Here is a 21,557-nt window from a genome sequence, read left to right as displayed (position 1 = left end):
AGGGTGGCGTTGCGGGCGCGGCAGCGCATGGTCGCCGTCCGGATCAGGCCGAACCGTTGTCGGGAGTGAGGCCCTTGTGTGAAAGTTGAGCAACAGCTTGCCTCACCTTCATCATTTCTGAGCTTGACTGGCGTTCGTGACCCAGCCCGGTCGCCGTGTTCCGCTGCCAGAATGCTGAATCGTGTCGGGGAGCCGCGTATCCAGCTTCGGGGGGCTTTCTGGTGGCCGATATCAACGCGCTGATGAAGAAGTACTTCGTCCAGCCCGAAGACACCGTCCCCCCCTCGCAGCCGCTCCCGGCCACCTTCGGGGGCTGCAAGATCACCCCGCTGATCGACGGCACCGCCTACTTCGACGAGCTGAAGAAGCAGCTCGCCAAGCTGGGCGCGGGGACGCCGGCCGAGAACGCCGACCAGTTCATCTACATCGCCGGCTGGGACCTCCACCTGGTGGGCGGCAAGATCCTGCCCGCGCCCGGCTCGTCCGGCGCCTACACGCCGCTGGTCGAGCTGGCGAAGCCCTTCTCGCTCGACGGGCCCGCGCTCCCGGCCCAGCTGAACGACCTGCTCAAGGACAAGGCAAGGGCCGGAGTCGACGTCCGGATCCTGGGCTGGGCCTCGTTCGCCCTCATGTCCGACAACTTCGCCCAGAGCAAAGGGGTGGACCACGGGCTGGCGAACACCCGCAACATCAACCTCGCCACCCTGAACGCCATCCTGGACCTGCGCAACGAACCCAAGCTCGCCGAGAAGGCCTGGGTGAACATCCTGACCCACTCCGCGGGCTCCGCCCACACCAAGCTGGTGGTCCTCGGCAGCAGCAGCGGCGCCATCGGCTTCACGGGCGGGCTCGACTTCGTGGGCGACCGCCACGGCTCCGCGCCGCACCCCGCCGGGCAGTGGCACGACGTGCAGGCGAAGGTCGAGGGCCCGGCGGTGCAGGCGATGTTCGACTTCTTCCGCGCCATGTGGAACGAGGTCAGGGGCCGGAAGGTGCGGCCCTTCCGCGTCGGCTTCGCCGGTCTCGACAGCCACACGCCCGGCTCCCCGGAACTGGCCGCGCGCACCCTGCCGACCACGTCGCAGGGCAAACACCACGTCCAGTCCCTGCGCACCCTGCCCCAGTTCAACTACAAGAGCACCAACCGGCTGCCCGAGAACGACAAGATCTCGTTCGCGCCGTCCGGCATGTTCGAGATCAGCACCGCCTGGTTCAAAGCGATCAAGGCCGCCGAGAACTTCATCTACATCGAGGACCAGTCCTTCTGGTCGATCGACCTGATGAAGGCGCTGAGGGACGCCATCCAGACGAAGCCGGCCCTCAGGGTGATCCTGGTCGTCGGGGTCGCCGACCCGAACGACCCGAAATTCCCACCGTACGGGCTGGTCGCGCTGTCCCAGGGGCTGGTGAAGGGGACGACCCCCGCGCAGCTCGGCCAGTTCGCGATGTTCAGCCGCGACGTGATCGTCCACACCAAGTCCACCATCGTCGACGACCACTGGGCGATCATCGGGTCGGCCAACTTCATGCGGCGCAGCCTCTACACCGACATCGAGCACTCGGTGTCCGTCGTCGACGAGGACGACACGCTGGTGCAGCAGTACCGGGTGCAACTCTGGAGCGACGCGTTCGACCTCGCCCCCGCCGACCAGCCGAAGATCGCCGATATCGGCAAGGCGCTCAACGTCTGGAACGCCTCCTGGGGAACCCCCGGCAGCGGGGTCACCCTGCCCTCCCGCGTCAAACCCGTGGTCCTGCCCCCTGACAACAAGACACTCAAGCCGAACGAGCAGCAGAGTTACGACATGCTCGCGGACGTCGACTCGCGCGACGACTGGGGGGCGTGCTCGCTATGACGATGTTCATCACCCTCAAGGACTACCTCGGCGACAAGTGGCCGCCGTTCCTGCCCAAGCCGCCCGACCCCGCCGTCCTCTCCCACATCTGGATCGAGCCGCCGCAGGCGACGGCCGAGCCCGACAAGGTCAACGTGCTGACCCGCCTGCTCCTGGAGCAGGACCTCGTCCTGGCGCTGCCCGGGATCGACGCGGTGAGCGTGGTGCTGCAGCGCGACACGAGCGGCTCCCCCGACTCCGAGGGCATCGGGCTGGAGATCGACTTCGTCCCGACCACGGTGCTGCGCGTGACCGACGCTCCCGTGGCGCTGCGGTTCGCCCCGACGCTGCTGCGCCCCATGCGCAAGGTGAGCTCCGGCGGCGACGCCCGCTACGAGCCCGATCCCGGACGCCCGTTCGTCGAGTTCGCGGTGCCGAAGCTCAGCGGGACCGCCAGCAAGGACGGCCTCCAGTCCGACACGCCGCTCAACCTCGCGCTCCCCTACCCGGTGCAGATCGCCGGCACCGGAGTGGTGATCGACAGCGCGACGGTCGGCTTCCACCAGGCGGGCGGCAAGGTGTGCCTGGTGCTGCAGTGGAAGGAGGGCGCGCTCAGCAGGCTGCTCGGCCAGTTCGTCCCCAACCTGGGCGACCGCAGCCCGGCGGGCGAGCAGGACGTGACGCTGCGCCTGATCATCGGCTCCGGCGGCCTCGAAGAGGCGCGCCTGGACTGGCAGGCGTCCGCGTCCGGTGCCTCGTTCGCGCTCCCCGGGCTCAGCGTGGGCGTCCCGGCGTCCAGCCGCTTCTCGCTGCTGCTGATGCGCCAGGGCGCGGGCCTCGGCCGCGCCGCCTTCGTCGTCACCCTGCCCGGAACCGACCCGGTGACGGCGGGCAGCACGTTCGCCTGGGGCCGCGACGGCGACCGCGAGCTGCACAACGACGAGCCGCCCCAGCCGCCCGGCAAGCCCCTGTTCAGCGTGTCGCTGAAGCCGCCGGACGGCCCGCGCAGCCTGGTGCTGCTGGACGTCGCGCTCGGCGCCCCGAAGCTGCCCGGCTTCTTCCGCGAGCTCACCACGCCCATCCCACCGCTCGACCTCAACGACCCCGCGTCCCTGTGCAAGCCGGTGGTCTTCGACCCGGCCGACCTCGGGACGGGCTGGACCGCGCAGCTGAGCGTCAACCTCGACGCGGGCGGCGGGTTCACCCTGCCCTTCCTCAAGCAGGGCCAGGGCGGCGACTCGCAGTTCCTGCAGCTCTACACCGACACGCCGCTCACCAACCTGGCGATCACGCTGCCGCAGGGCGAGGTGAGCTTCGACATCGGCGTGCGGGTGCGCGTCCTCAGCATCAGCTTCGACCTGCTGTGCCGGCTGACGTTCGACCTGGCGACGTTCGCCCTCAAGGTCGACCACGACCAGGGCATCCAGCTGCGCTCGACGGAGGCCGAGCGCCAGTTCCCCGACCTGTTCGGGATGCGCTGGCGGTTCCGGGGCAAGGACCTGGGCGACAAGACCTTCCACTACTTCACCCTCGCCACCAAGGACTACCACTACCAGATCCAGCAGCCGGACGGCGCGGTGCTGGAGCTGGACTTCACCCGCGCCAGCGAGGAGCCGATCACCTTCAGCGTGCGGGACTTCGCCCTCACGCCCAAGGGGGTCAACCTCGCCGCCACCGTCACCGACCGCCCGGCCCGGCTGAACGGCCTGCGCACCCGGTTCCGCTTCACCGACAGCGGCTTCGTCATCCGCGAGAACCGCATCGCCGATTTCACCCTCGCCGGCTCCGGCCCGCTGCCGCCCGACCTGGTGGGCGACGCGACCGCCGACATCGCCCTGCAGTTCGCCCAGCGCGACGGCGGCAACCTGACGCTCGTGCAGGGCGCCGCGAACCTGCGCGGCGTCAAGCTGCTGGACTGCAAGGGCACGCGCTTCCAGTTCTCGGTGGACGCGCTGGGCCTGCGGTTCGTCGACGACGGCGCGTTCCATCTCTACTTCACCATCACCGGGTCCGCCCAGTTCGTCCTGGCGCCGGGCGACGACGCCGACGGGCCGCTGGGCCTGCTCGGCAAGATCCGCATCGACCTGGTCCAGTGCCCGCTCACCGGCGACGCCAAGGTGATCGCCAAGCATGTGAAGTTCCTGGTCGAGCTGCCCAAGCCGGTCACCTTCAGCTTCCTCGGCTGCTTCGAGATGGAGCTGCGCGCGATCGGGTTCGTCCCGCAGTGCGAGTTCTTCGACGGCGACGGTGCGATGCAGGTGACCGGGCAGTTGAAGTTCGCGCAGGGCCCCGGCGACACCCCCGACTCGCGGCCCGACTACCACGAGCTGTTCATCGGCCTGCCCGCGCCGGGCGAGTTCGTCCCGCGCATCCACTTCTCGCGCCTGCCGGTGAACCTGTCGATCGGCGCCGCGTTCCGCCTGAGCGGCGTGGTCGACTTCGTGGACGAGCCCGACCAGACCGGGCTGATCGGCGAAGGTGTCGTGCAGATCCAGGGGCTGCCGACCATCGCGGCCAGCTTCGGCTTCCTGCGGGTGCGCCGCGGACCGGGCTCGCCGTGGCTGCGGGCCTGGTTCCTCTACCTGGAGATCCGCCAGGTCAGCTTCATGATCCCGGTCATCCAGATCTACCTGCGCGAGATCGGGATGGGGTTCGGCTACCGGTTCACCATCGCCTCGATCAAGGCCGCGGACGCCGAGAACGACGTCCGCAAGCTGCTGAAGACGCTCGAAGGGCTGTCGCGCACCCAGGGCGACCTGTCCAAGCGCGACCGCTGGGCCGTGGACCTGGAGGACGCCGGCCAGGACCCGCGCTGGACGATCGTGCTGCGCGCGATGATCTCGCAGACCTCGGCGTCGGTCTCGCCGCTGCGCTACGACGCGTTCGCCGAGGCCGACCTGGCCTGCGTCTTCCTCGTGGACGCGATCATCGCGTTCCGCAGCGACCTGACGTTCTTCATGGCCGTCCGCGGCTGGTTCAACACCAACTACGCCGACTACGTCACGAACAAGGACGGCGCGCGCGAGAACCCGATCCTCAGCGGCTTCGTGCTGCTGTCGCCGCGCCAGAAGCGGTTCCTCGCGCACATCTCCAAGCCCGAGGGCGGCAAGCCGGGCGTCCACCCGCCGCTGCCCGACTTCGTCCGCGACGCGATCGGCAACAGCCGCTTCTCGGCGACGCTGCTGATCGAGCCGGGCCTGTTCCACTACGAGCTGGGCTGGCCCAACATGCTGCGCTGGCACACCACGCTCGGCCCGCTGGCCGTGGAGGTCGAGGGCGGGTTCATCTTCCGCGTCTCCACCACCGAGATGGTGCTCGGCACCAGCTTCCTGGCGCGCGGGCGGCTCGACCTCAGCGCCGGGGTGGACCTCGGGCTGGTCGGCATGCGGATCACCGCCACCGCGCGGGTCGCGTTCGGCGCGCGCTACATCGGCGTGGTCGACTTCCGCGACCCGCTGAACGACTCGGCCGTCTACGGCGCGATCGGGCTGGAGGTGCAGGTCTCCTTCGCGATCGAGTTCTGGATCAAGATCCCGCTGGTGTTCACCACGATCCGGCTGTCGTTCAGCTTCAGCCTGGAGATCACCTTCAGCGCCGGGCTGGAGATCGGCGTCAAGGGGCTGAGCATCCCCGGCGTGCGCGGCAGCGGCACCGTCGGCGTCTCCTGCTGCGGGCACAGCCTCCAGGCCAACGTCAAGATCGCGTTCGAGGAGGACAACGTCCAGGCGGCGCTCGACCGGACCAAGCAGTTCCTCTCGCTGGGCCTGGAGGCCACCGAGGTCGAGCCGGTGCCGGGCACCGGCGGCGCGATGCTCGCCGCGCCGGAGTTCGCCCGCCTGCTGGACGCGCGCCGCGCCGGACTGCCGCCGCGCGCGCTGGCGGCCGTGATCGGCGAGCAGGCGGCGGTTCCCGCCCCCGACGTGTTCCACGTGCCGGGCTACGTCCTGTTCGTGCTGCGCGACGCGCCGGCCTGGGACCCCGACCACCAGACCTACTTCGTACTGCTGCCGCAGGCCGAGCGGCTGCACCGGGACGCGCAGGGACGGCTCGTCCTCGACGAGGACGGCTTCCCCGTGGCCGAGCCCGAGCTCGGCTTCCTTCCGCCGCCGCCCGCCGACGGAACCGCGGTCGCCAAGGACTTCTCCCTTCGCGTGCCGAAACCGGCCGTCGGCGAGAACTACTCCCTGCGGCACTACGAGCCGATGGCCGCCACGCCGCAGTTCGTGGACGTGACCGCCGCCGTCACCGCCGGCAACCCGATCACCTGGGCGGTGAACTGGGCCGCGCGGCTCTACACCGGAGGCGCGGCCGAGCGCCGCGTGGTGAACCCGACGACCGGCCAGGCGAGCGACCCCGCCCCCTTGCAGGACGGCCTCAGCCTCGCCCAGCACCTCGGCAACGCGTTCAAGCAGACCTACACCGGCGCGGGCGACACCGCGGTCGCGCACCCGGTCGGCGACCCCGGCGCGCTGCCGGGCTACCGACCGCCGGTCAGCGACCCGCGCGTGCAGAACCCGTCCGACAGCTCCTTCGAGGCGGCCGTCCGCGGAGCGTACGAGCAGTTCAGAGGCTCGCCCTTCCTCAAGCGCGACCCGCAGGAGCTCTACGAGCAGCTGCTGGAGGCGGCGTTCGCCCCGAACACGACGATCTACGCCCCCGACGGCACCGCCCAGGACGGCGGCGACCCCGGCACGGTCGGCGCCGTCCAGGCCGACCAGCAGGCCCACCAGCTGCGCGGCGTCATCATCCACGACATCATCGCCGACCTGCGCGCCTTCCAGGCCGAGCCCGACCCGGCCAAGCGCGCCGCGCTGATCGCCGGATCGCTCGCCTTCCAGATGGGCCTGGTCTTCGCGGTGCGCACCCCGGACAACCGGCGTCCCGCCTGGCTCGACCAGGTGGGCACCGGCCTGGACGCCCAGCCGTCCATCAGCCAGCGCGAGCGACCGGACGCCGCCAACCCCGGCACCGCCAACCAGGACGTGCGGACCTTCAACGTCGCGCAGACGCAGTTCAACCTGTTCCCGCCCGAGTTCCAGCAGGTGCGCCAGTACAGCGACGCGAGCACCATCGCGCTTTCGTGGGAGCTGAGCTGGCAGCGCCAGGCGTCGCCGGGCGTGAGCCGCGCCCAGAACGACCCCGACCACCACCTGGCCCACTACCTGGTGCGCCGCCGCGCCCTGGACGGGGACGAGGCCGAGCGCACGACCACGGTCAAGCCGGTCAAGGTGCTGCACCGCCACACCACCGACGTCGCCGCGGCCGGGGCGGTCACGCCGACCGACACGCTGTCGCTGCTCCAGCCGCGGTTCCAGGTCGTCGACCACTTCCCCGACACCGCCGCCGACCGCGCCGCGCTGCCGCGCGAGGGGCGCGGCTACGTCTACACGATCACGCCGGTCGACTTCGCCGGCAACGCCGGGCGCCCGCTGACCCTGATCGCCACGCGCTACCCGACGGCGCCCCCGGCGGTTCCGGTGGACGGCGACCTCACCGTCAGCTACAGCATCGCACCGTCCGACCTCGATCCGGCGGCCGGCGCGGGCACGCCGCAGGTGATGGAGCCGCGCCAGGTCTACGTCGAGTGGAGCGAGGCGGCCCGCCAGGACGGTCCGGCGGTGCCGATCCGCACCTACCGGCTGGTCTTCCGGCGCGAGAGCACCGTGCCGATCGGCTCCTACGGCCTGGACAGCACCACCCAGCGCGGCCGCACGACCGGGCTGCCGACGTCCAACGCCCGGCCGCTGCCCACCGACATCAAGATCGACCTCGACCACGTCTTCGGGCCGCCGGGTGCGCGCGCGGCGGTGGTCCCGGTCGCCGCGCTGCGGGACGCGGGCGTGCTGCCCGGCGGTGCCTGGCGTCCCGAGGCGTGGCGGGTGTTCTTCCAGACGATCTCCGACCGGGACGTGCCGTCCGCCCTGGCGCCCGTGCAGCTGCTGCTTGCCGCCGAGGCGGTCGCCGCGCCGCCCACCGCCCCGGCGCCGACCGACCGCATCGAGCACACGGGCAACCCGCGCGAGGAGCGCCGTCCGGCCGAGCTGGAGTGGCTGCCGCGCCCGACCGGTTTCGCCGTCGTCCGCCCCGAGGACGAGCGGGCCGAGCCGGGGCTGGCGCACGCGCCGATGCCGCTGCCCACCGCGGCCGCCGGGAGCCCGCCGCCGTTCGTCTTCACCGGCGAAATCGGCGCGAGCGTCGGGTTCCGGCCGCATCCGCTGGGCATCCGCGCGATCCGGTTCCGCTGGAACCAGGGACCGAGCGGTGACGCCGCCTACCCGCTGGAGCTGAACGCCGGGTACCGGCTGCACGAGCTGAACATCGACGCGGCCACCACCGACACCTTCGCCAGCCCGGCCCGGCTCGCCGCCGAGCTGCGGCTGCGGCAGGAGGTGCAGATGATCCCGGGCGACGACCTGCCGCTGGCGCCCGGCGACACGCTGAACACCAGCCAGTGGGAGGCGTGGTACCCCGGCGCCGTCCAGCGCCGCCGCCCGCCCGACCCGTCCGCGCAGGGCGTCCAGGACGAGCGCGGCCCCTGGTACTCCTGGCAGGACTCCTACCTGGAGTGGCCGGAGTGGCAGGGCGTCACCCAGCCCGGCGGCAAGCGCGAGACGCCGATGCACCCGCTGCTCGCACGCCTGGTGGAGCGGCTGCGCGCGCTGCGTCCCGGCAGCGTCACCGACGCGCAGGGGCACATCACCGACGGCTATGCCGCCGCCCTCCAGCTGAGCCCGCCGACGCTGCCCAACAGCCTGGCCGACTTCCTCGCCAGCTGCCCGCCGGGCGCCGACCGCTACGGCTGGGGCGCGCTGCAGCGCCTCGGGCTCTCGGTCACCTTCAGCCTCCACGACCCCGACACCGGCGCCGTCCGCGGGCCGAAACTGCTGGAACTGCTCAAGGGGCTGTTCGCGACCCTGGAGAGCACCACGACGCCTGCCGATCCGGACGCCGCGGCCTTCGCCGCGCTGCGCCGCCACCTGCACGTCGAGCTGCTGTTCCAGCCGGGACGCAGCATCCAGCTCGACGAGCGTCCCGCCGGAGGCGACGACCTGCTGGCGCTGGTGCAGATCAGCCTGCGTCCGGCCGTGCGGCAGCGGCTGCGCTACCGCTCCGTCACCATCAGCGGACGCTCCAACGCCGACATCGAGGTGCGCTTCACCCTGTCCACGCCGTGCAGCCTGGTCACCCGTCCCGACAGCGGTGCCGGGCAGGTGGAGCTCCAGCCGCAGCCCGCGCCGACCGCCCGGACGGTCCGGCTGCCGCTCAACGGCGAGGCCGCGCTGCTGCTGCGCGGCGCGACGCTGCCGGGGACGGTCGAGGTCCGGCCGCGGATCCGGCTGACCGCCGACCCCGCGGCGTTCGACCCCGTGATCGCGCCGCTGCTGGACTACGACCCGAGCCGCAAGCTGCTCAGCGCCCGCACCATGCTCAGCGCCGACCAGCTCAAGCTGGTGCGCGCCGCGCTCGCCCCCGCCGACCTCCAGGCCGCGGACGGCCTGGCCGGGACGGTCCGGACCGAGGACTTCGGCCCGACCGACGAGCGCACGCACCACTTCACCGTCGCGACCGGCGCGCTGGCCTCGGTGTTCGCCGCGCCGGGCGACGGCGTCCCCGAGCACGTCCAGTGGATGCGGCTCAAGTACTACCTGGAGACGCTCAACAGCAACGACCCCAAGGTGCCCGACACCGCGAAGGTCACCCTGCCCACCGACGAGGCCGGGATCGCCCAGGTGCTCCCCGACGTCCTCGCGTGGACGACGCGCTTCTTCGATGCCAGCGGCGCGGTGGCGCCCGGAGCCGACGGGCTGGGCGCGACGGGCGCGGGGCCCTGGACCGCGACGGCGTACCCGCGCGCCGGGTCGCCCGCGCTCGCCACGCCCGACGCCGACGGCCGCCTGACCTACTCCCAGCTCATCGAGGACCGCTGGGCGCACACGCTGCGCTACTACTTCCAGCCCTACGGCCGCTACGACCTGCTGTGGCAGAGCCTGCGCCGCTCCCCCACGCTGTTCCCCGGACGCGCGGCCACCGAGGTGGACGTCCCGGCCGTGCAGGTCGATCCGGCCGCGGGCGGGCTGGACGTCGTGCTCGACCGCACGCAGGCCGTCGACGCGCCGCTCGTGCTCAGCTCGCGGCGGCTGGACGAGCCCGCCACCCCGGCCCGTCCGCCCGCGCCCGGCGCGATCTGGGAAGTGATCGTCGCCCGGCACCACGAGCAGGCGCTGGCCGAACGCAACCAGACCCTCGTCCGGCAGCTGGCGTTCCGGCAGGTCGCGTTCAGCCTGCTGCGCCGCTTCGGCTACTCCGACTGGTACGCCTGGATACGCGGCTTCGCCAAGGACCACCAGCACGAGCTGCCCGTCCGCCTGGTCGAGGACGCCTACCCGCCCATCCCGGACGCCCTGCCGAGCGCGCCGGACCACCTCGTCCTGGACGGCACGGCCGACCGGGACGAGCTGCGCGGCCTCGACCTGCCCGAGCGCGTCGGCGACTTCTCCCAGGGCGTCCTCGCCCTGCAGTGGCGGGCGCTGCCGTTCTACTACGAGCACCGCCTGCTGGTCATCGCCCAGACCGACGGGACGGTCTCGCCGGTCAACAGCGTCACGCAGCGCGACCTGACCTACCGCTCGCCCCTGCCGAGCGCGACCGTGAGCGGCTCCGACATCGTGTGGCACCGGTTGCCGCCGTTCCCGCCGCTGCTCCGCTCGGACGGCCAGTTCCAAGCCGACACCCGCGTGCGGACGGTCACGATCCCGCTGCGCCGGTTCTGGGACAGCCTCCCCGACGAGGCGCAGCAGCGCTGGCCCGCCGAGGCGCCGGACGCCGCGTCCGGCACGGCGACCGCGCGCAAGCTCAGCGCGCTGCCCGACCCCGAGGTCGTGTACCAGATCGTCGAGCTGTTCAGCGGCAACATCGAGGTGCAGGCCGAGTGCCTCTACGACCCGGTCGCGCAGAGGTTCACGCACCGGCAGCTCGGCAAGCGCTTCCTGGTGGCGCAGACGGCGCTGGCGCCCCCGTCCGGCGCGCTGGGCGACTTCCCGCTGGCGGTCGACCTCGTCCAGGTGAGCGAGGAGCAGCTCGGCAGCGCCTACGACACCTCGGGCCTGCCGCTCGACACCCGCAACCGGGTCTCCATCGACGCGCAGGGGCGCCTGCTGTTCGCCGGGGTGATGACCAGGACCGACCGCGACGTCCTGGTCAGGCTGATGCACGAGCCGGACGCGGCGAAGGTCCGCGAGATGTTCGACGGCTGGTACTCCACCGAACCGGTGAGCGCCGCCGCCGCGAACCTGCCCGACCGGCTCCAGGCGGTCATCGACTTCCTGCCCGCGCCGTCCCTGAACCTGGTCTGGCAGGGCCCCTCCGACGCGGCCGCCGCGGCCCTCCGGGGCCTCCCGGGCGACAGCGCGTTCACGGGCGCGATCGCGCAGATCATCACCCAGGCCGCGGGCGCCGCCCCGGACGCCGTCACCCGCGTCGACATCCCCGCCGGGCCCGAGCAGATCCCGGACGAGCTCCAGAACAAGGTGGCCCTCGCGCGCAACGCGCCCGGCACGCAGTACACCGGCATCACCTGGACGGGCCCGATGAGCGACGACGACAGGGCCGCGCTGCGCCGCTGGGCGCGGTTCCCCGAGTTCGCCGACGCCGTCGAGAAGCTCATCACCGCCGTCCAGGCCGCCAGTACCGGCACCCCGCCGCCGCCCTCGGTCACGGTCACGTTCGCCGTGCCGGTGCGTCCGCTCCAGTCGGCGCTGAGCGGCGTCCTGGCCGCCAAGCTGCTGCTCGGCGCCGTCCTCATGCGCTACCACGGCATGATGCGCGCCGACGACCCGGCCGCGCTGGCGGCGGCCTACCCCGGAGCGCCCGACCAGCTCGCGCTGCGGCGGCTGCACCGCACCAGCCAGGGCAGCGGCATGAGCGGGCGGTCCCTGGTGGTCCGCGCCCGCCGCGGCAGCGCCGCGCCGAGCGACCCGCGACCGATCGTCCCCACCGACCTGTGACGGCACCGACCTGTGACGACCCGGGCCCTGCGGCCCCCGACCCTGACGGCCACGAGCGGACTAGGAGGAGCAGATGGCGAAACTTCCCGACCTGCCGAAGTTGAGAATCGCGGGCCCCTTCTGGACGGCCGAGGCCGAGGTGATCCGGCTGGCCGACCCGGCCACGAACTTCGCGTTCCGCACTCTTTACGTCGACACGACGCCGCGCCAGGCGGTCGGCGACAACAACGTGCTGCTGCCGGGCTCGCTGCTGGCGCTGGTCTACGTCACCAGCGTCACCATCAGCCCGACCAACGGCAGCACGCCGCAGTACGTGTGGACGCGCAGCGGCACCAAGCCCGACGGCCACCTGCCGCCCCAGGCGATCCGCGCCGCGATCAACGCCGGGACCGCCAGCCTGCTGCTCCTGGAGGCGCCCGCAGACGGCTGGCCGAAGAACATCGTCGGCAACCTGCCGGTCCTCACCTGCCTCGGCGGCGAGATCGTCCTCGACGCGATGACCCCGCAGGCGAGCGCCGTCCAGCGGCTTTACACCGCGCTCGGACTCACCCAGGTCCCGATCGGGCAGCGCACCGGCGCGGCCCACCTGCTCGGCGCCCTGACCGTCCACTCCGGGGGCGTGTCGGCGTTCGGGCAGGTCCGGCTGCTCTGGGACAGCGCGCCGGTGAGCGCCGTGTTCCAGCTCGCCCGGGTCGTCCCCGACCCTGCCCCGACGCCGGGGACGGCGGTGCGCGGGTTCCGGATGACGGTCGAGTCCGAGCGGCTGACCGACGCCGAGCGGGCGGCGCTGCTCGCGTCCTGGCGGCGCCTGAACCGCTACCTCAACCCGAACGACCCGCTGAACGGCCTGGTCCAGCCGGTGCCCGCGCCGCAGTGGGCCACCCTGGAGCCCGCCGACCCGCTCACCGTCCCGCGCCTGTTCTGGGAGATCGCGCCGTGGCAGGAGCAGCCCGGCACGCGTCCGGTCGGCTTCCCGGGCGAGGCGTTCAGCCTGCTGCTGAGCGACCGGCAGCCCTACGACCCGGCCGTCCAGCCCGACACCCTCGCGCGCATCACCCCGGCGAGCGCGCGGGTGACCCTCGACGGCACGAACCTGCGGGTGGACCTGGCGGCCGGCGCCGCACCCGCCGGGACGCCCAGCACGCTCACCTACCACGCCGCGCGCGACGCCTCCGGCTTCGGCGAGCGGGTCACCCTCGCCGCGACCACGCTCGCCTTCGACCCCAACGAGGCCGCGCGCAGGCTCCGCGCCACTCTGGAGGTGCCCGAGCCGTCCTGGACCCGGCCCGCGGCGGGCGCCACCGCCGCGCCCGTGTCACCGCCGGTGCTGTGGGGGTTCACGCCGCTGGACGACGGCTGGGCGCAGCTCCCGCTCCCGAACCTGTCCGAGCAGATCTACCTCGATGCGGGCGTCGCCCAGGCCGCGCCCGTCCCGGCGCCGGACAACCTGCTGCGCGGCGCCGTCAGCTACGGCAACGACAACTCGTCCGGGCTCGGCCAGGCGTCCGGCGAGCAGCCCTGGAACCTCACCCTCGCCGCGGCCCAGCACATGACCGGCACGTGGGTGCTCGCCCCGGCCGGGACCGAGTTCCGGCTCCAGTCGGCCGACCTGACCCTGGACGCGCCGGAGGTCACGGTCAACGGCCTGTTCTGGCTGAGCACCCAGGCCCCCACCGCCGCCGACGCCCTGCCCGACCTGGACGACTGGATCGGCGCCCTCGCGTCCGTCCCGCTGCACACCGTTACCGGGCGCGAGCTGTTCGCGCCGCTCGTCCGGTTCGCCTTCGACGCGATCGGCTTCGCCTGGCGGTCCACGCCCGCGCCTTCGGCCGGCCTCGGCGCCTGGGCCTTCCAGTACGGCGTCGACCCGGTCCTGCTGCGCGCGCTGGTGAACGCCGGCGTCCTGGCGCCGGGCACCCTCGGCGCGGCGCTGCCGCTGGTCTGGCGCCGCCACCCGACGCTGCCGATGGTGCAGGCGCTCGCGCTCACGCAGAGCATCACGCCGCCGAACGTGCCGATCGCCGGGCGCCAGCTCGTCCCGTTCGAGCTGCCGGTGACCCGCCAGGACGGCCTGGACCTGCCGGGCGCCTGGCGCTTCACCGCCGACGGCGCCGCCGGCTGGCCGCGCTACGGCGGTGCCTCCGCGCCCGCCCGCGAATGGCTCGGCGGCGACGCGGACAAGCTGTACGACCTGCCGCTGGTGGCGCTCTCGCTGCCCGGGCTGGTGCTCGACCCGCGCGCCGACGGCGACCCGCCGCAGAGCGACCCGGCGCTCGGGCTGGCCGTCCAGTACCGCCACGACCTGCCCTACACCGACGAGGTCCAGGCGCTGGCCCAGCCGCCGCGGATCCCCACCGACCCGCGCGAGAGCTCGCCGCTTCCCGACACCGCGCGGCCGGAGCCGCCGCGTCCGCTGACGCGCGCGGACTACGCCGCGCACTGGCGGCGGCTCGCCGAGCGCGCCGACCTCGCCGCCGCCGACAACGTGGCCGCCTTCGCCCGGCAGGACGGCCAGACCGTGCTGCGCTTCCTGGCGTCCACGCGCGCCTGGCCCGTCCGCGCCGCCTTCGCCCTGGACGGCTACCCCGGCGAGCTGCGGCTGGACAACGCCGACCCCGCGCAGAGCGCGCCGCTCTCGCTGACCGGCGAGGCGGCCCTGCGCGGTATCGACGGCGTGTTCGCCGACGGGGCCACCGGCCTGCGCCGCCTCCCCGCGGACGCGCCGCCGGACCCCGCGCAGTACCGGCTGACGGCCGGAAGCATGGCCGCTCGCGCGGTGAGCGCCGCGGGCGCTGCGGGCACCGCCGGTTTCGGCGACCAGCGCGGTCTGGTGCGCGGCGCGAGCGTGCCCGCGACCAACCTGATCCGGACGCCGCTGAGCCATCCCACCGCGGGCGACGTGCAGCTGGCCACCACGCGCGTCCCGCTCACCCTCGGGCACGGGACGGCGGAGTCCTGGCAGCTGTGGTTCCGCGACCTGCCCGCCCAGGGCGCCGCGTTCACCAAGGCGTCCGCGCGCTCGCCCAAGGCCGTCGAGCTCGACCTCGACAGCAACGACCCCGAGGCGCGCAGCAGCGACTACGAGCACCGCACCGGATACGAGTGGCGGCTGCGGCCCGCCACCGACGACCCGGACGCGCCCGCCCCCGGCCTGGACCTGTTCGGGCTGCGCTTCTTCCCGCTGGTGCTCGACCGCGTGGCGTTCGCCGGGGACGGCGTGACGGCGGTCGAGGTGATCGGGCGGCTGCAGCTTCCGGTGGCCGGCTCGGGCGGCGAGCAGACCGAGCTGAGCAACTGCGTGCGCCTGACCTTCACCAGCGGCGGCGCCGGCGCCGGGACGGCGCTGAGCCTCAGTGCCGTCGGCCTGGACGGCCCCGTCCTGGAGTGGCCGCTGGCGGTCTCCGCCGGGGAGGCCGGGGACGCGCCGCGCCTGCGGATCGGCGCGATCGCGCTCGCCGCCGGCGGCGCCGGGCTGACCGTCGACCAGGTGCGGCTGTCCTTCCACCTGTTCCAGGTGGAGTGGGTCGTCGGGCTGCCGGCGATCTCCTTCCCCAACCCCGCCACGCCGCCGTTCACGCTTCCCGGCGCGTCCGCGTCCGACCCGGTCGTGCCGCAGCGCGTCGCGCTCGGCCTGGACATGGCCGGCGGCAAGCACACCCTGAAGCTCACCCTCGCCGTCCGGGTCGGCAGGCCGCCGACCGGGCTGCAGGCGCTCTACCGCTTCGACGAGGGCGGCGGCGCGACCGTCCACGACTCGTCCGGCATCGGCGCGCCGCTGCACCTGACCGCGGCGTCCACGCAGGGCATGAGCTGGGGCACCGGCGGGCTGACGCTCACCAAGGCGACGCTGATCCGCTCGGGCGGTCCCGCCGCGAAGCTGAACGCGGCGGTGAAGGCGAGCAACGAGATCAGCGTCGAGGCGTGGGTGAAGCCCGTCACCGGGCTGCTGACGAACGGGCAGTTCGACATCCTCACCGTCTCGTCCGACGACGCGCACCGCAACGTCGCCCTCCAGCAGCGCAAGGGCCTGCTGGACTCGTCCAGCCTGGACGCCTGGCTGCGCACGAGCGGCACCGACGACACCGGCAGCCCGGACCTGGCCACGCCGGCCGGGTCGCTCGGGGCCGCGCTGATGCACCTGGCGTTCACCCGGTCCGCCGACGGCGTCACCCGGATCTACCTCAACGGGCAGCTCAAGGCCGAGCACACCGTCGGCGGGAGCCTCGCCAACTGGAACGACCGGTTCGAGTTTGCCCTCGGCGACGAGATCACCGGCGGGCACGCCTGGCTGGGCACCTACCGCATGGTCGCGCTGTACAACCGCGCCCTTTCCGCGGACGAGGTCACCGCGCGCTTCGCCGCGGGCCCGGCGTCCACGCCCGCGACGACCCGGGGTCAGGCGCTGTCGGCGGCGCTGACCTTCAACCTGATGGCGACGGGTTCGGGGGCCGCTGGCGCCTTCACGCTCGACAGCGCGAACCTGTTCGACGATCTCACCCTCGCCGTCACCCTTCCGGACGGCTCGCCCGCAGCACTGGCCGGAGACACCACGCTGCAGTTCGGCTGGAACGGCTACAGCGCCCCGCAGCCGGACGGCCTCCAGTTCCTGCCCGGCATGCGCCTCGCCGACGCCACGACGCCCGGTCTGAGCGGACGCGCCGCCCCCGGCTTCGCCACGGTGACCTTCCGCGCCACCGCCCGGCCGGACGACGTGCCGCAGCTCCCCCTGACCGGCGCGTTCGTCGAGGCCCTGCTCGTCACCCACTGGGGCCGCTCGCTCCAGGACCCCGTCCCGAACCGGACGGCCGACGCGGCGCAGCTGTACGGCTCCTCGGCCGGCGACCTCGTGGTCGGCTACACCTCGCGACTGGACGGCGCCGACTGGCAGGAGCGCTTCCTGCTCAACGGGATGCTGACCGCCACCGACCTGGTGTCCTGGCCGCAGCAGCTGAGTTACGACGCGTCCAATGCCCGGATCACGCTGCCCGCGGCCCGCACCGCCGGGCCCCCGGCCCTGACCCACCTGCGCCACACCGTCCGGGTGCTGCTCAACCAGCACGAGCTGCCCGCCGCCACGCTGACCGGCGCCGACGGGCCGCTGCTGTTCACCTTCGCGCAGGGCCAGAGCTGGCAGCCGCTCGCCCTGGTCGAGCACCAGCTCGTCGAGGTGACCCCCGCGGCGGACGGGAGCGGCGGCACTCTCGGCCGCGAGACCCGCTGGACGGCCGTCCAGGAGGTGCGGCTCCTCACGCCGCAGCGCGCCGCGCAGTACCTGCGCGGCCTGGCCGGCCTCGAAACCACCGACCCCGTCACCGGCCTCAGCCCGCTCGGCAGCGTCAGCGGCGGCTACCTCGGCGCGGGCCTGGCGTCGCTGCTCGCCGACCCGGGCGCGGCGCTCGACTCGCTGCCCCGCGACATGCTGCTCATCGAGGCGAGCGGGCACCACCTGGTCGGGCTCGTCCCGACGCCGGACAGCGCGGCGACCACGTTGCAGTACCTTCCGACCGGCAGCCAGGGCGCGCTGCTCAGCAGTCCGGCGGACTACGCGCCCAGCGACCCGTCCGATCCGCGGTGGCTGCTGCTGACGATGCCGTTCCTCGGGCGTCTGCAGGACACGTCCCGGGACCTGGCCCAGCCGCCTGCCGGACAGCAGCCGAGCCCCTTGCAGACCGATCCGCTGCTGGTCATCAGCCGCCTGCGCGCGTCCGCTCCCAGCACCGCCCTGCCGACGCTGGCGCTCGCGCTGTGCGGGTGGGCGGACAGCGCGCCGCTTCCTGTCACCTTCGCCAGCCTGGACACCGCGGTCGGACGCAGCTTCGCCCGGCTCGACCCGACGGCGCTGGAGGAGAGCTGGTTCCGCGCGCAGAACCCGCCTGCTGAGCCGCAGGGCGACCTGCTGCAGAGCGTCCTCGCGGCGCTGCCCGAGACGCCGGCGCGGCTCAGCCGTCCCGCCGCGCTGCGGCAGGCCTTCGATCCGCGCCGTCCGTTCTACCCGCCTCGGACGTCCGGACTGCCGGAACTGCCCGAGCCGTCGCCGTATGCCGATCCCGTCTGGCGCGAGGGCGAGCTGCTGCTGACCCAGTCCGTCAGCACCCTGGCCACCACCAACAAGCCGCCGTACGGCTGGACGCTGGCCGCCGCGCTCATCGCCGGCAGCGGCCTGCTCGGCCAGCCCGCCGGGGAGGGCCCGCGCCGCTACCCCTCGGCCACCCTCATCCCGGCGCCGCTGTCGCTCGACGGGGACGCGAACCCGCGCCCGCTGAACCTCGTGGTCAGCCCGTACCTGGGGCTCCAGTGGCGTCCGGCTCCGGTGGTGCCGGCGACCGGCCCGTCACCGCTCGCGCCCCGGCTGCTGCTGGCCGAACTGCTCTGCCTCGCGCCCGGAACCTCGCGGCTCCAGCCGGTGGCGAGCCGCATGTGGAGCGTCCAGCCCGGCAATCCCGACCTGGCGGACGAGAGCCACCTGCGCGCCCAGGCCCAGGGGTGGGCCGCGCAGACCCAGCGCCTCCTGGCGCCCGAGTCGCCGATCGCGGTGCTGCGCTACCGGACCATCAGCGACAACACCCGCCCGGACAACCTGGGCGAGGCGGCCCTGACCACCGGCTACGCCTTCGCGCTCGTCCGGGTGCCGTCCGCGTCGCCGCTGGCCAGGCGGCTGTTCGGCATCCGTCCGGAGCTCGGCGCGCTGCGGTACCGCGAGGGGCAGTGCAACATCGCGGCGCTTCCCGCCGGTCCCCGCGACTTCGAGCTCGCGCCGCCGCAGACCGTCGGGGTGCAGCCGCTCTACCTCACCCAGCGCCCGGTCCGGACCGATCTGCCCGACTGGCCCTGGGGGCTCGGCGCGCTGCGCGTCAGCGTCCACTACACCAAGGACGAGCAGGGCGTCATCGGCGCGTCCGCTCCGGACACCGCGGGCACCGCGGGCACCGCGGGCACCGCGGGCACGACGCTGTGGTGGCAGACCGTCCAGCAGTCGGTGCAGTTCCGGTCGGCGCTGCACACCGACCGTCCGGCCGGCGGCCTGCCGCGCCGCTTCCGCGCGCCCGCCGTCAGCAGCCTGCTCCCCGTGCCGCCCGACCCGCCGCTGCCCGCGCTGACCGCGCCGCTGTTCGACCAGCCGCCCCTCGCCCAGCCGGACGGGACGGCGCTCGGCCGCTGGCAGCCCGTCCTGCCCGGCGCGCTGCGCTACCTGGTGACCGGCACCCGCCCCGGCGTGTTCGTGACGCTGCGCAACCAGCTCCTGCGGCAGAGCGGCGTCGTCCTGACCGGTGAGCACGTCCGGCCGCGCGGCCTGGGCATGATCTCGGGCGGGCTGCCGGTGCAGCACCGTGCGCCGCGTCCGGTGCCGCTGCCCGCCAACCTGGACGGACGGCAGACCGTCGCGCTGCGCACCTGGGCCAGCCACTTCGCGCCGGACCAGCTCGCCCTGGTCACGCCGTCCCCGGCGGACGAGGCCTTCCGCGCCGGTTTCGACGACCCGCCGGAGAACCCGACCTACCGCCAGACGCCCCAGCGGTTGCGCATGCAGCTGGCCGCGACCGAGCGCTACACCCTGGACGTGTCGTGGGACGGCGTCCTCACCTTCGTCTACCGGATCGACGGCAGCATCCCGCTGGCCGGCGGGCAGAAGCCCGAAACGCCCGTGTCCGGCATCCTCGACTGGGTTCTGGCGCTGGAGCTCGTCGCCGCCGGGCAGGTCACGGCTCTCCAGAACGTCACCACCCCGACGCTCGTCCTGACCCCGGCCCTGCGTGCCCGGCTCGCCGCCGTGGGCGTGGCGCTGCCGAACACCGACACGATCGACACGGCCAAGTTCTCGATCTGCCAGTTCGCCCTGCCGGGCGACGCGTCCACCCGTGCCGCCCGCGCGCGGCAGCTGATCGCCGCCTTGCCGCCCGGCGCGTCCGTCCTCGCGCGCGCCAAGGCGCAGTTCGCCCCGCACCAGCCCGGTGCGGAGCCGTACCACGACGGCTACAGCCACGAGCTGCGGTTCCCGCTCCGCGTGGCCGACCCGAACGCGCCGTTCCTGCCTCTCGTCCCGCGCTACGTCCACTTCGAGGACCCCGAATACAACCGGCGGCTCGCCTCCCCGTCCGCCCACGCGAGCGTCTCGGTGCAGTTCCCGGGAAGCGGCGGCACCAGCCCGCAGCGCGCCGTCACGCTCTCCGCCGAACGGCGCGAATGCAACCCGGACAGCGCCCTGGCGCTGCGTTTCGACTGGGACGAGCCGCCGCCCGGCACGCCCCAGGTCACCCTCGCGCTCCAGAAGATCGACCTGGACCAGACCCCGCGTGACCTGACGAATCCATCGCCTCTCGGACCGCTCGTCCCGGGGCGCCTCTACCAGCTGTCGCTCGCCGCCCTCCAGAAGGCGAACGGCCCGTTCACGCCCGGCGAGCGGCTCCGGCTCGTCCTGCACGTCGACTCGGGCCCGGTGAAACCCGCCGTGGTGCAGCTCGACATCGCCATCGTCGAGGCCCCGGTGATCCCCGCGACCGAGGCGGCCTACGCCCTGCTGCGCAAGCAGACGTCGGGCGACCGCGGCTCCGTCGAGTGCGTCCGCTTCGCCTGGGCGCCCGAAGCCCAGCGTGTCGAGCTCGTCAACCCGGCCGACCTCCGCACCGAGGTCGTCCGCCGCCGCGCCGTCTTCCACCTCACCGACTCCACCCGTCCGACCCGCGCCCCCGCCTACACCGTCCAGAAACTCACCCCGGGCGGCTCAACCCACATCCCTCCGACCACCTAGCCCGTCCCCTTGGACGACGCGGGCGGCGGTGGGGACGATCGGCGCCGTGAGCCGGCAGAGGTCGTCATGGCGGGTCGCTTCCGGGGCGTCAGGCGGCGGTTTCCACGGCCGCCCGGGGCGCGGCCTCCGGGCGGCGCAGGGACCGCACCGCCAGGACGATCATGACGGCCGGGATCAACAGGTCGTTGACCAGCACTCCCCCGGTGTTGTCGGGGGCGTGGTCGCCGTTGGCGAACCACTGGTAGAGGTGGCCGACGACGGCTCCCCAGAGGAACATCCCGCCGCCGAGCCCGATGGTGATGCGCTCGCGGGCGGAGGCCGACACGGCGCGGAAGCCCATGACCGCCAGCCCGAGGTTGGCGAAGGCGATCTCGAAGACGAAGGGCGTCCGGTGGAAGCCGATCGCGGTGGCCATGGTGTCCGGGAAGAGCAGGAACGCGACCGTCATCCACAGGCTGCCGATGCCGAAGGCGCCGACCGCCCACCAGCGCTGCCAGATCTCCAGCCGCTCCCGTGACGACCGAGCCCGCCGGGCCCGCACGGAGGCGCCGAGAGCCGGGACAAGGATCCAGGCGACGGGGAAGGCCGACTGGGCGACGTAACCGATGCTGTCCATGCAGGCCCTGTCGGTGTCCGACCCCGCGATCAGCCGGGCGCTACGCCCCCTCGAAGCGAACGGCCTCGTCCAGGTCACCGTCGACCCCGACCACGCCCGCCGCCGCCTCGTCAGGCTCACTGACGCAGGCCGGAACGCCTTCCACACCGCCGGCAAACCCCTCTACGACGAGTTCCGCACCGCCCTCATAGCCGCCGGCTTCCCCTACGACCGCTACCTCCAGGACACCCTCCGCCTGGCCGAACTCCTCGCATCCGACTGAGGGCCGGGGATACGTGGTTGCCACGATGGCGGGCGCGGGCTCTCGTGGCACATGATGCTGGGGCATCCCGCTCCTCTCGTCCGCGGCGGTTGGA

5 protein-coding genes are annotated in these 21,557 nt (G+C 73.5%); 4 read left to right on the top strand and 1 reads right to left on the bottom strand.

The features are described 5' to 3' along the window. Positions 1–221: 221 nt before the first annotated feature. The 3 genes from FHU30_RS47345 to FHU30_RS33260 all read left to right on the top strand — a co-directional run bounded on the left by FHU30_RS47345 (position 222) and on the right by FHU30_RS33260 (position 20,585). Complete coding sequence (locus FHU30_RS47345) at positions 222–1,856, top strand: phospholipase D family protein (RefSeq protein ID WP_253881358.1); 1,635 nt, start codon at positions 222–224, stop codon at positions 1,854–1,856. Further along, positions 1,853–11,839, top strand: a complete 9,987-nt coding sequence (locus FHU30_RS33265; protein WP_253881356.1) for a hypothetical protein — start codon at positions 1,853–1,855, stop codon at positions 11,837–11,839. The genes FHU30_RS47345 and FHU30_RS33265 overlap by 4 nt, the downstream gene beginning before the upstream one ends. Positions 11,840–11,912: 73 nt before the next feature. Then, entirely contained in the window at positions 11,913–20,585 is an 8,673-nt protein-coding gene (locus tag FHU30_RS33260; RefSeq protein WP_253881354.1) for a LamG domain-containing protein, read from the top strand. 88 nt (positions 20,586–20,673) lie between these two features. Here the strand turns inward: FHU30_RS33260 and FHU30_RS33255 are convergent, their stop codons facing one another. Next, complete coding sequence (locus tag FHU30_RS33255; protein ID WP_253881352.1) at positions 20,674–21,201, bottom strand: DUF6790 family protein; 528 nt, start codon at positions 21,199–21,201, stop codon at positions 20,674–20,676. Between FHU30_RS33255 and FHU30_RS33250 the strand changes: the two genes are divergently transcribed. Next, on the top strand, positions 21,191–21,463 hold the full coding sequence (locus FHU30_RS33250) for a winged helix DNA-binding protein (protein WP_253881346.1): 273 nt from the start codon (positions 21,191–21,193) through the stop codon (positions 21,461–21,463). The two genes, FHU30_RS33255 and FHU30_RS33250, sit on opposite strands and share 11 nt — an antisense overlap. Positions 21,464–21,557: the final 94 nt, after the last annotated feature.

The organism is Actinomadura rupiterrae (assembly GCF_024172125.1).
In the GTDB taxonomy this organism is placed as follows: Bacteria; Actinomycetota; Actinomycetes; order Streptosporangiales; family Streptosporangiaceae; genus Spirillospora; species Spirillospora rupiterrae.
The sequence above is the reverse complement of the archived record's forward strand: the minus strand, read 5'-3'. Positions and strand labels throughout refer to the sequence as shown.

Bases quoted from the DNA above. Each gene is read 5' to 3' on its own strand.
- FHU30_RS33265 (WP_253881356.1), top strand. From the start codon at position 1,853: ATGACGATGTTCATCACCCTCAAGGACTACCTCGGCGACAAGTGGCCG.
- FHU30_RS33250 (WP_253881346.1), top strand. From the start codon at position 21,191: ATGCTGTCCATGCAGGCCCTGTCGGTGTCCGACCCCGCGATCAGCCGG.
- FHU30_RS33255 (WP_253881352.1), bottom strand. From the start codon at position 21,201: ATGGACAGCATCGGTTACGTCGCCCAGTCGGCCTTCCCCGTCGCCTGG.
- FHU30_RS33260 (WP_253881354.1), top strand. From the start codon at position 11,913: ATGGCGAAACTTCCCGACCTGCCGAAGTTGAGAATCGCGGGCCCCTTC.